This is a genomic window from Streptomyces gilvus (assembly GCF_022513565.1).
Taxonomy (GTDB): Bacteria; Actinomycetota; Actinomycetes; order Streptomycetales; family Streptomycetaceae; genus Streptomyces; species Streptomyces gilvus.
In genome coordinates this window covers 327240-338899 of record NZ_JAKWBE010000004.1, presented here as the reverse complement: position 1 = coordinate 338899, position 11660 = coordinate 327240, and the positions used below count along the sequence as shown (strand labels likewise).

Annotated in this window: 10 protein-coding genes; 8 read left to right on the top strand and 2 right to left on the bottom strand. The window is 73.1% G+C overall.

Annotation, left to right across the window (positions count from 1 at the left end; all coding sequences use genetic code 11):
- Positions 1 to 8: 8 nt before the first annotated feature.
- Positions 9 to 641 carry a TetR/AcrR family transcriptional regulator gene (locus tag MKW14_RS09950; RefSeq protein ID WP_240861207.1) on the bottom strand — a complete coding sequence of 211 codons (633 nt, stop codon included), beginning with the start codon at positions 639 to 641 and terminating at the stop codon, positions 9 to 11.
- A gap of 151 nt (positions 642 to 792) precedes the next feature.
- On the opposite strand from MKW14_RS09950, the gene MKW14_RS09945 reads away from it, so the two are divergent.
- From MKW14_RS09945 to MKW14_RS09935, 3 genes are all read left to right on the top strand, one after another.
- The gene (locus MKW14_RS09945; RefSeq protein WP_240861205.1) at positions 793 to 1419 is read left to right on the top strand and encodes an alpha-ketoglutarate-dependent dioxygenase AlkB; all 627 of its coding nucleotides are present in this window, start codon (positions 793 to 795) and stop codon (positions 1417 to 1419) included.
- Between the two features lie 168 nt (positions 1420 to 1587).
- The gene (locus tag MKW14_RS09940) at positions 1588 to 2334 is read left to right on the top strand and encodes an MBL fold metallo-hydrolase (RefSeq protein WP_240861203.1); all 747 of its coding nucleotides are present in this window, start codon (positions 1588 to 1590) and stop codon (positions 2332 to 2334) included.
- 41 nt (positions 2335 to 2375) lie between these two features.
- Entirely contained in the window at positions 2376 to 3611 is a 1236-nt protein-coding gene (locus MKW14_RS09935; protein ID WP_240861201.1) for a DUF4032 domain-containing protein, read from the top strand.
- 1 nt (position 3612) lies between these two features.
- On the opposite strand, the gene MKW14_RS09930 is transcribed toward MKW14_RS09935, so the two are convergent.
- Entirely contained in the window at positions 3613 to 4485 is an 873-nt protein-coding gene (locus tag MKW14_RS09930) for a universal stress protein (RefSeq protein WP_240861199.1), read from the bottom strand.
- A gap of 60 nt (positions 4486 to 4545) precedes the next feature.
- On the opposite strand from MKW14_RS09930, the gene MKW14_RS09925 reads away from it, so the two are divergent.
- The 5 genes from MKW14_RS09925 to MKW14_RS09905 all read left to right on the top strand — a co-directional run bounded on the left by MKW14_RS09925 (position 4546) and on the right by MKW14_RS09905 (position 11660).
- Positions 4546 to 4902, top strand: a complete 357-nt coding sequence (locus MKW14_RS09925) for a VOC family protein (RefSeq protein ID WP_240861196.1) — start codon at positions 4546 to 4548, stop codon at positions 4900 to 4902.
- A 218-nt stretch (positions 4903 to 5120) separates the two neighbouring features.
- Positions 5121 to 6797: an NAD(P)/FAD-dependent oxidoreductase gene (locus tag MKW14_RS09920; protein WP_240861194.1), complete on the top strand. Its 1677-nt coding sequence runs from the start codon at positions 5121 to 5123 to the stop codon at positions 6795 to 6797.
- A complete protein-coding gene (locus MKW14_RS09915; protein ID WP_240861192.1) occupies positions 6794 to 8251 on the top strand; it encodes an ATP-binding protein in 1458 nt (485 codons plus the stop codon). Before MKW14_RS09920 ends, MKW14_RS09915 begins: the two co-directional genes overlap by 4 nt.
- Entirely contained in the window at positions 8248 to 8601 is a 354-nt protein-coding gene (locus tag MKW14_RS09910; RefSeq protein WP_240861190.1) for a UBP-type zinc finger domain-containing protein, read from the top strand. Before MKW14_RS09915 ends, MKW14_RS09910 begins: the two co-directional genes overlap by 4 nt.
- 104 nt (positions 8602 to 8705) lie before the next feature.
- The gene (locus MKW14_RS09905) at positions 8706 to 11660 is read left to right on the top strand and encodes a helix-turn-helix transcriptional regulator (protein ID WP_240861188.1); all 2955 of its coding nucleotides are present in this window, start codon (positions 8706 to 8708) and stop codon (positions 11658 to 11660) included.

Below are 11660 nucleotides of genomic sequence, written 5' to 3'. Positions count from 1 at the left end.
TCCCTTTCTCAGTGGGCTCGTTGGGGGTCGCTGCCGTCGGTCAGCAGCGCGGTGAGCAGTTGCTTCAGCCAGATCCGGGCGCCCTCGACGTCCTTGTCCAGCAGCAGTTGGGTGGTGACGCCGTCGTAGGCGGCGACCACGGCGTGCGCGGCGCCGTCGATGTCGCCGAGCACGGCGGGCAGTTCGGTCAGTCCGCGGGCCCGCAGGAGCCGGTCGGCGATCGCGTCGCGCAGTCGCGCCCGGTGCTCCAGCAGGCTCTGGGCCACGTCGGGATCGCGGGCGGCGTGCACCAGGAAGTCCGTCTTCACCAGCAGCCAGTCCAGGTCGAGCAGCAGCACCTCGGTGACGCGGTCCACGGCCGCCGGCACGTCGAGGTCGGGGCCGTCCAGGGCCAGGGCGCCGGCGACCTGTTCGGCGATGAGGTCGGCGCGCTGCCGGTAGAGGGCGAAGAACAGCTCGTCCAGGCTGTCGAAGTTGGAGTAGAAGGCTCCCCGGCTGTAGCCGGCCGCCTCGCAGACCTCCTCGATGGAGACCCGCCCGAAGCCCTTGGCGGCGAACACGGCGAACGCGGCGTCCAGCAGGTTGGCCCGCGTCCGCACCCGGCGCCTGGTCACGCGCGGTGCCGTCTGATCCGTCACCATGCCGCTCCTCCGTTCGATACAGGAATGTATCCGATACACCGATGTATCGAAAGACGCTCCAGCGGCAGACTCTCGAGCGGCCGGGCCACCCGGCGAGAACCGCCGCGGCAACCAATGGAACAGATATTCGAATGAGGAGTAGGCTGGTGCCATGACCACGCACCTCCAGGGCTCCCTCTTCGACCAGACCGACCAGCTCCGTCTCGGCCCCCTCGACGGGATCCGCCGGACACCGCTCGGCCTCGGCGCCTGGATCGACGTGCTGCCCGGGTGGCTGGCCGGCGCCGATGAGCTGTTCGAACAGCTGGCCAGGGAGGTGCCGTGGCGTGCGGAGCGCCGCACGATGTACGACCACGTGGTGGACGTGCCGCGGCTGCTGGCCTTCTACGGCGCGGACGACGCGCTGCCCCACCCCGTGCTGGACGAGGCGCGTGACGCGCTCGACGCGCACTACGGCGACGAACTGGGCGAGCCGTTCACCACCGCCGGGCTGTGCTACTACCGCGACGGCCGGGACAGCGTGGCCTGGCACGGCGACCGGATCGGGCGCGGCGCGCGGGAGGACACGATGGTCGCCATCCTCTCGGTGGGCACGCCCCGGGACCTGCTGCTGCGTCCGATGCACGGGGGCGAGTCGGTGCGCCGGCCGCTCGGGCACGGCGACCTCATCGTGATGGGCGGCTCCTGCCAGCGCACCTGGGAGCACTGCGTACCGAAGACCACCCGGGCCACGGGACCCCGGATCAGCATCCAGTTCCGTCCGCACGGCGTGCGCTGAGGCGGAGAGGCGGCCGCTTCCGGCGCACGCGGGGGCGGCCTCCGGCGGACGGTGCCGGAGGCCGCCTGTCCCCTTCGTACCGTACTTTGGCGCGGACCCGACGGTTCCGGTCGGGCGGGGTCTGCTTTGCTGAGGCCTTCGGGCAGGGACTCGGGACGCGGGGCGGTCATGCGGGCGGACGTACGGCAGGTCACCGACGGCATTCACCTGGTGCACGGCAGCGACACCAACTGGGTGATCCTCAGCGAAGGAGACGAGGTCACCCTCGTCGACACCGGCTACCTCGGGGACCGGGAGCGGCTGCTCGCCTCGCTCACGGCGGTGGGCAGCGCGCCGGAGGCGGTGGCGGCCGTACTGATCACCCACGCCCACAACGACCACCTGGGCTCGGCGGAGTTCCTGCGCGACGCCTACGACACGCCCGTCTATCTGCACGAGGCCGAAGTGCCGCACGCCCGCCGGGAGTTCCTGCACCAGGTCACCGTCGGCCGGATCGTCCGCAACGGCTGGCGCCCCGGCGTCCTGCCCTGGGCGCTGCGCGCCCTGCGCTCCGGCGGCACCGCCGACGTGCCGGTCTCCGCTCCCGAGCCGTTTCCCACGACGGGCCCGCTGGATCTGCCGGGGCGGCCCGTGCCGGTGCACACCCCCGGGCACACCGACGGACACACGGCCTTCCATCTGCCGCATCTCGGCGTGGTCGTCTCCGGTGACGCCCTGGCCACCGGGCACCCCACGTCCCGCCTCCGAGGCCCCCAGCTGCTGCCCGACATGTTCCAGCATGAGCGGGCGCGGGCCGTCGCCTCGCTGGACGTCCTCGCCGCTCTCGACGGCGATCTGCTGCTGCCCGGACACGGCCCGGCACTGCGCGGTCCAGTGCGTGAAGTGGCACTGCGGGCCAAGGAGCGCGCCCTTTAAGGTGAGGTCACGATCACCCGCGAGGCAAGGACACGCACCTCATGGCACTGCAGATCAGCGCGACGAACCCGGAGCACCCCGCGCTCCTGCTGGAACTGCCGTGGCAGCTGCCGCTGGAGGAGTGGCCGGAGGAGTACCTGGTTCCGCTGCCGCGCGGCATCTCCCGGCACGTGGTGCGCTACGCCCGCGCGGGCGACGAGGTGATCGCCGTCAAGGAGCTCGCCGAACGCCCCGCCCTGCGCGAGTACGAGCTGCTGCGCGACCTGGACCGGCTCGGCATCCCCGCGGTGGACGCGCTGGCCGTGGTCACCGGCCGCACCGACGGCGAGGGCGACCCGCTGGAGCCAGTGCTCATCACCCGGCATCTGCGCGGCTCGCAGCCGTACCGCTCGATGTTCGAGACGACGATGCGCCCGGCCACCATGCACCGCCTGATGGACGCCCTCGCCGTGCTCCTGGTCCGCCTCCACCTGGCCGGCTTCGCCTGGGGCGACTGCTCCCTGTCCAACACCCTCTTCCGGCGCGACGCCGGCGCCTACGCCGCCTACCTCGTCGACGCCGAGACCGGCGATCTGCACCCCCAGCTCAGCACCGGGCAGCGGGAGTACGACCTCGACCTCGCCCGGGTGAACATCAGCGGAGAGCTGCTGGACCTGGAGGCGTCCGGGGCGCTGCACCCGTCGGTGGACCCGATCGAGTTCGGCATGGAGATCTGCGCCCGCTACCGCGGCCTGTGGGAGGAGCTGACCCGCACCTCCGTCTACCCGGCGGGCAAGCACCACTTCATAGAACGCCGGATACGCCGCCTCAACGACCTCGGTTTCGACGTGGCCGAGATGCAGATCGAGCACTCCTCCAACGGCGACACCGTCACCTTCGTGCCCAAGGTCGTCGACGCCGGCCACCACCAGCGTCAACTGCTGCGCCTGACGGGCCTGGACACCGAGGAGAACCAGGCCCGCCGGCTGCTCAACGACCTGGAGAGCTGGATGGCCACCCAGGACGACTACGCCCCGGGCGACCCGCTCGCCGCGCGCCCCGAGGTGCTGGCCCACCGCTGGGTGCGCGACGTCTTCCGGCCCACGGTCCGGGCCGTGCCGCCCGAACTGCGCGGCACGATGGACGCGGCCGAGATCTACCACCAGCTGCTCGAACACCGCTGGTACCTGTCCGAGCGGGCGCAGCACGACATCGGGCTGGACACGGCGGTGCAGGACTACATCAGGAACATCCTCCCCAAGGCCCGCGAGACCCTGCAGCCCGCCACCGCCGAGTGACTCAGGCGTGCGGGACCACGGCCACCGGGCAGCCCGCGTGGTGCAGCACCCCGTGCGCCACCGAGCCGATGCGCGCCCCGACGGCCGTACGTGCCGCACGGCGCCCGACGACCATCAGCTGGGCCCGCGCGGCCACCGACAGCAGCACCTGCGCGGCACTGCCCATCTCCACGTGCTCGACCACGGGCACGTCCGGGAAGCGTTCCCGCCACGGAGCGACCGCCGCCGCCAGCGCCTTCCTCTCATACGGCTCCAGTCCGCCCGCCTCGTCGAGGAGGTGCATCGAGCCGGGGCTGTAGGCGAACACCGGGGGCAGGGTCCAGGCCCGCACCACCCGCACGCCGGCCCCCCGGGCGGCCGCCGTCTCGAAGGCGAACCGCAGCGCCTCGGCGCTGTCCTCCGCCTCGCCCTGCTGGCCGACGACGATCTCGCGGCCCGCCGCCTCGGCGGTGGGCCGGTCGTCGGCCCGCACCAGCACCACCGGCCGGGCGGTCTCGGCGATGACCTGCTGTCCCACAGACCCGAGCAGGAAGCCGACGACCGGCCCGTATCCGCGTGAGCCCAGCACCAGCATCTCGGCGTCCGCCGCCGCGGCGACGAGCGTGTCGACCGTCTCCCCCTCCAGCACCTCGGTCCTGACGTCGAGGCCGGTGTGGCGTGCGGTGACGGCCTTGGCCGCCTCGTCCACCGCGTCCCGCACCCACCCCGCCTGCGTCTCCCGGTCCGCCGCGTCGATCGCGTCGTACGGCTGGAACCGCCAGGCCTGCACCACCCGCAGCGCCAGCCCCCGGCGGACCGCCTCCCTGGCCGCCCAGTCCAGCGCGGCCAGGCTCTCCTCGGTTCCGTCGACCCCTGCGGTGATCGGGCGCGTCATGCGGATGCCTCCCAGTGTCGTGGTCACGTCGTTCGCGACAGTCTTCTCTACTCTTGCCCCATGACCTTGGAATGGGAGCAAGTGATCGTCGACGCCGCCGATCCCGTCGCCCTCGGACGGTGGTGGACCGAGGCGCTCGGGTGGGTCGTGGTGAACGACGCGGCCGACGAGTTCGAGATCCGTCCCGAGAACGACCGTCTGCCGGGGCTGCTGTTCGTGCCGGTGCCGGAGCCCAAGACGATCAAGAACCGGCTGCATCTGGACTTCCGCCCCGACGACCGCGACGCCGAGGTGACCCGGCTGCTGGCCCTCGGCGCACGGCACGCGGACGTCGGACAGGCGGGCGACGAGTCGTGGGTCGTGCTGGTGGACCCGGAGGGCAACGAGTTCTGCGTGCTCGGTCCACGGCGGAGCTGAACCCGCCGACCTCGACACCGAGGCCGAGCTGAGCGCCTCGGTCCGCGAGCGGCGGGCGGCGGGCGGCGGGCGGCGGGCGGCGGGCGGCGGGCGGCGGGCGATCTTCGCGCCGACTGCTTTATCCCGGGGCGAAGCCGGGCGATCGAACATACGATGGGCGGGAGCCGGCGCGGTACGGGGACGCCGTGCCGTCAGTCCGACCTCGGGGTGGGAGACGTATGGCACAGGCGTCCGACGCAGCGCGGACCGTCATCATGACCGTGGACGACGACCCGGGAGTCTCCCGTGCCGTCGCCCGGGACCTGCGGCGTCGCTACGGCGCGTCGTACCGGATCGTCCGCGCGGAGTCCGGCGAGTCCGCGCTGGAGGCGCTGCGGGAGCTGAAGCTGCGCGGTGATCTCGTGGCCGTGATCCTGGCGGACTACCGCATGCCGCAGATGAACGGCATCGAGTTCCTGGAGCAGGCGCTCGACGTGTACCCGGGTGCGCGGCGGGTGCTGCTGACCGCGTACGCGGACACGAACGCGGCGATCGACGCGATCAACGTCGTCGATCTCGACCACTACCTGCTCAAGCCGTGGGATCCGCCGGAGGAGAAGCTCTACCCGGTGCTGGACGACCTGCTGGAGGCATGGCGGTGCAGTGACTTCCGCTCGGTGCCCAGCACCAAGGTCGTCGGCCACCGCTGGTCGGCGCGCTCCTCCGACGTACGGGAGTTCCTGGCCCGCAACCAGGTGCCCTACCGCTGGTACTCGGCCGAGGAGCCCGAGGGGCAGCGGCTGTTGGCGGCGGCCGGGCAGGACGGGCAGCGGCTCCCGCTGGTGATCACCCCGGAGGGGGCGACCCTGGTCGAGCCGGAGGCGCCCGAACTGGCCGCGCAGGTGGGGCTCGCGACGACACCGGCCGCGGACTTCTACGACCTCGTCGTCATCGGCGGCGGACCCGCCGGACTGGGAGCGGCGGTCTACGGGGCCTCGGAAGGCCTGCGGACCGTGCTGGTGGAGCGGTCGGCGACGGGTGGACAGGCCGGGCAGAGTTCCCGGATCGAGAACTACCTCGGCTTCCCCGACGGCGTGTCGGGGGCCCAGCTCACCGAACGGGCCCGGCGGCAGGCCGCGAAGTTCGGCGCCGAGATCCTCACCGCGCGCGAGGTGACGGGGCTCGAGGTCAACGGCGGTGCGCGGACCGTACGGTTCTCCGACGGGTCGGCGGTCGCCGCGCACAGCGTGATCCTGGCGACCGGTGTGTCGTACCGGCAGTTGGAGGCGCCGGGATGCACCGACCTGACCGGCTGCGGGGTGTTCTACGGCTCGGCGCTGACCGAGGCGGCCTCCTGCCAGGGGCAGGACGTGTACATCGTCGGCGGCGCCAACTCCGCCGGGCAGGCGGCGATGTACCTGTCGCGCGGCGCCAAGTCGGTGACCCTGCTGGTGCGCGGCGCGGACCTGGCCGCGTCGATGTCGTACTACCTGATCCAACAGATCAACGAGGCGCCCAACATCTCGGTGCGGGCGCGGACCGTCGTCGAGTCGGCGCACGGCTCCGACCATCTCGAGCAGCTCACCCTGCGCGATGTGGACACCGGGGAGACCGAACTGGTCGACGCGCAGTGGATGTTCGTGTTCATCGGCGCCGCCCCGCTGACCAACTGGCTGGACGGCACCGTGCTGCGCGACGAGCACGGGTTCATCCTGGCCGGCCCCGACCTGACCGCCGACGGACGGCCGCCGGCGGACTGGGAGCTGGACCGGCCGCCGTACCACCTGGAGACCAACATTCCCGGCGTGTTCGTGGCGGGCGACGCGCGCGCGGAGTCCGCCAAGCGCGTCGCGTCCGCCGTCGGAGAGGGAGCCATGGCCGTGATGCTCGTCCACCGTTATCTGGAGCAGTCGTGAGCGGGCGGCTGCTGCCGTGCAGCCCGCGGGAGATCGGGTCGCTGTTCCTGTTCGAGAAGCTCTCCGCACAGCAGTTGGGGCAGCTGTGCAGCAAGGGCCGGGTCGAGGGCTTCGACCCGGGGCCCGTCTACACCGAGGGTGACCCGGCCACCTGCTTCTACGTGATGATCGAGGGCGCGGTCGTGCTGTCCCGGCGGGTCGGCGACGACGACGTGGAGGTCTCGCGGACCTCCCAGCCCGGGGTGTACGCGGGGGCCGTGCAGGCCTACCTCGGGGACCGCGTGCGCCAGGTCTACGCCAACTCCATGCGGGTGACGGAGCCTTCGCGGTTCTTCGTGCTGCCCGCGGAGCAGTTCGCCGACTTCATGGCGGCGGAGTTCCCGATGGCGGTGCATCTGCTGGAGGGGCTGTTCTGGGGTTCGAAGAACACCCAGCGGGCTGTCGGGCAGCGTGAACGGCTGCTGGCGCTCGGCTCGTTGTCTGCCGGTCTGACCCACGAGCTCAACAACCCGGCCGCCGCGGCCGTGCGGGCCACCGCGACGCTGCGCGAGCGGGTCGGCAAGATGCGGCACAAGCTGGCGATCATCTCTCAGGGCTCCTTCTCGCCCGAGGTCATGGCCAACCTCATCGACATCCAGGAGCGCACCGCCGAACGCGTCGCCAAGGCGCCGACGTTGAGCCCGCTGGAGGCCTCGGACCGGGAGGACGCCCTCGGCGACTGGCTGGACGACCACGACATCGAGGAGGGCTGGCGGATCGCGCCGACCTTCGTGCAGGCGGGCCTGGACGTGGACTGGCTGGACCAGGTCGCGGCGGCCGTGGACGAGGAGGTCCTGCCGAACGCGATCGGCTGGCTCAACTACACCGTCGAGACCGAGCTGTTGATGGACGAGATCACCGACTCCACGGCCCGCATCTCGCACCTCGTCGACGCCGCCAAGCAGTACTCCCAGCTGGACCGGGCCCCCTACCAGGTCGTCGACGTGCACGAACTCCTCGACAGCACCCTGCTGATGCTCTCGGGCAAGATCGGGGAGCGGATCAAGGTCGTCAAGGATTACGACCGTACGCTGCCGAAGATCCCGGCCTACCCGGCGGAGCTCAACCAGGTGTGGACCAACCTGATCGACAACGCGGTCGCCGCCATCGACAGCGCGGGCGGAGAGGGCTCGTTGACGGTACGGACGGCGCCGGCGCACGACCAGCTCCTGGTCGAGTTCCGCGACACCGGGCCCGGGGTGCCCGCGGAGATCCGCGACCGCATCTTCGACCCCTTCTTCACCACCAAGCCGGTCGGCGAGGGCACCGGGCTGGGCCTCGACATCTCCTGGCGGATCGTCGTCAACAAGCACCACGGGACCCTGCGGGTGGAGTCCGAGCCCGGCGACACCCGTTTCCAGGTCCTGCTTCCGCTGACGGCCACGGCCGACGAGACACCCGAGGAGCCCGCATGACCAGCGCCGACGGAATCGACCCCGGCGTCCCGCCGAGCGGCAGCGGATGCGTCGAGTGCGACGCGGCGGGCGGCTGGTGGTTCCATCTGCGGCGCTGCGCGCAGTGCGGGCACGTGGGCTGTTGCGACGACTCCCCCGCCAAGCACGCCACCGCGCACTACCGGGAGACCGGGCACCCGGTGATCCGCAGCTTCGAGCCGGGTGAGGAGTGGTTCTGGGACTTCGACAGCTCGCAGCTGTACGAGTCGGGCCCCGACCTCGCACCGCCCGTCGCCCACCCCGAGGACCAGCCCGCGCCGGGGCCGGCGGGACGGGTTCCGGCGGACTGGGCGCGGGTGTTGCGGTCCTGACACCTCCGACGGCCTCGCGCGCCCCCTCACGTCCAGTCCGGCACATCCAGTCCGGCGCCCCCTGTCCCCGCCGCGCTGTCAGTGCCGCGTGCCAGGATGGACGCGTGTCTGAGAACGTCATCACCACGCCGCTGATCGGCCGCGACGAGGACCTCGCCCGACTCGGCGAGGTGCTGGAGCGTGCCCGCCGGGGCGAGGCGGGGGCGGTGCTGGTGGCGGGGGACGCCGGGGTCGGCAAGACGCGGCTGCTGGACGAGGTCGCCGGGCGGGCGTCGGCGGCCGGCATGGCCGTGCTCATCGGCCACTGCGTGGACCTCGGTGACGTGGGTCTGCCGTATCTGCCGTTCACGGAGATCCTCGGACTGCTGGCGGGTGACGAGCGGTTCGCCGAGGTACTGGCCGCGCATCCCGTGGTGGACCGGCTGCTCGGCGCGGGGACGGACGCCTCGGGGGACGCGGGCAGCCGGCTGCGGCTCTTCGAGGGCATGGCCGGACTGCTCGCCGACCTCTCCGACCGTGTGCCTCTGCTGCTGGTCCTGGAGGACCTGCACTGGGCGGACCAGTCGTCCCGCGACCTGCTGCGGTTCCTGCTGAGCCGTGGCATCCTCCAGCGCCCGGCGGGCGGCGCCCCCACCCACCGTCTCGCCGTCCTCGCGTCCTACCGCGCCGACGACCTGCACCGCCGTCACCCGCTGCGGCCGCTGCTGGCCGAACTGGTGCGGCTGCCGGCCGTGGAGCGGCTCGAACTGCGGCCCCTGGCCGACGCGGACGTCACCCGCCTGGTGCGGGCCCTCCAGGACCGCCCGCTGTCGGAGGACACCGTCCGCGGGATCGTCCAGCGGGCGGAGGGCAACGCCTTCTACGCGGAGGAACTGCTCGCGGCCACGGACACCGAGGCGGGCGGAGTGCCCAGCGGGCTGGCCGACGTCCTGCTCATCCGGATCGAGCAGCTGTCGGAGACGGCCCAGCGGGTGCTGCGCACGGCCGCCGTCGCCGGGCGGCGGGTGGAGCACGACCTGCTGCGGGAGGCGGTGGGCCTGCCCGAGGACGAGCTGGAGTCGGCGCTGCGCGAGGCGATCGGCCGTCAGCTCCTCGTCCCCGGGACCGGCGACACCTACGCCTTCCGGCACGCGCTGGCCCGCGAGGCGGTGTACGCGGACCTGCTGCCGGGCGAACGGGCCCGGCTGCACGGCGCGTTCGCCCGGCTGCTGTCCGTGCGCGGACACCGGGCCGAGAGCGCGGCCGAGCGCGCCCACCACTACCGGGAGAGCCATGACCTGGCCGAGGCCCTCGCCGCCTCTCTGGAGGCCGCCGACCACGCCCAGCGCGTGGGCGCGCCCGCCGAGGAGCTACGGCACCTGGAAACCGCCCTGGACCTGTGGGAGGCGGTCGACGCGGCGGACCGCCCGGCGGGCGACGGCCTGGACCGGGTGCCGTTGACCCTGCGCGCCTCGGCGGCGGCCGGACATGCCGGGGAGTCGCACCGGGCCGTGTCCCTCACCCGCTCCGCGCTCGACCACATCGGCCAGGACGCCGACTCCGAGCTGGCCGCCCGCGTCCGCTACACCCTGGCCGGCAACCTCTTGGACGTGGACAGCCTGACCGCCGCGTTCGCCTACAGCAGCGAGGCGCTGGCGCTGATCCCCGCCGAGCCGCCGACCCGGACCTGGGTGTGGGCGGCGGCCACCCATGTCCTGGCGGCCCGGCAGGTCGGGGAGAACGGGACGGCGCTGCGAGTGGCCCGCCAGGCACTGCACGTGGCCGAGGAGCTGGACGTGCGGGACGCGCAGGCCGACCTGCTGGTCTCCCTGGCCGTCCTGGAGAGCGGCGGCCGCCGCACGCCCGAGGGACGCGAGCGGCTGAAGGCGGCCCGAGAGCTGGCCCAGCGCTCGGGGAACGCGCCGGTGGAGATGCGCGCCCTGTTCAACCTCGCCGTCGGCTGCTTCGAGGCCGGTGACCTCCAGGGGTGCCTGCCCTGGGTGACCGAGGGCCTGGAGCGGGCCCGCCGCACCGGGCTGCTGTCGTCGCCGTACCCGCTGGAGATGCGCTATCTGCACCTGCTGGTGCTGTACACGCTGGGTGACTGGGACGCGTGTCTGCGGGCCGCGGCGACGGATGCCGCGGTGCTGCCCGCGACGGGCGGGTACGCGTCCGGGCCCGCGCTGTACGTGTCCCTGGCCCGGGGTGACCTGTCGGCCGCCGAGCGGGCCCGGGCGCTGCTGGAGGGGCCCTTCGACTGGATGGGCACGCTGGTCGCCGGCATCGCGCTGACGGAGGCGGCCGTCCTGCGGGGCGACCCGGAGGAGGCGGTGCGGCGGACGTGGGAGACGGCGGACGCCCTGGGCGACGGCTCGGACAGCCGCCCGGACGTGACGGTGCGGCTGGCGGCGCTGGCGCTGGGCGCGGTCGCGGACGCGGCGGCCGAGTCACGGCCGGCCGGTGACGCGCCCGGGCGCTGGAAGGGCACCGCGGACGAACTCGTCGAGCTGGCGCGGGCTGTGGCCGGGCGCGGGGAGGACGGGCTGCCGCAGGGCCCGGAGGGCGTGGCGTGGCTGGCGCGGGCCGAGGCGGAGTGGACGCGGGCCGTCTCGGGTCCGGACGCGGCGGCCTGGGAGAAGGCGGTGGCCGCGTTCTCCTATGGGGACGTCTACGAGCGGGTGCGCTGCCAGGTCCGGCTCGTGGAGGCCCTGTTGGCGGCCGAGCGGCGCGCGGAGGCGGCCGACCAGGCCCGTGAGGCGCGGGCGACGGCCGGACACCTCGGCGCGGCGCCGCTGCTGGAGCGGCTCGACGCCCTGATACGCCGCGGGCGTCTCGCCGAGGCACCGGCGGACGGCGGGCGGACCTCTCCCCTCACCGCCCGCGAGCAGGACGTGCTGCGGCTGCTCGCGCTCGGCCGCAGCAACCGGCAGATCGGCGAGGAGTTGTTCATCAGCGGCAAGACGGCGAGCGTGCACGTCTCCAACATCCTGGCCAAGCTGGGCGCGACGAGCCGTACGGAGGCGGTGGCGATCGCCTACCGGGAGGGGCTCATCGCGCCCGAGCCGACGGCTTCGGGCTGA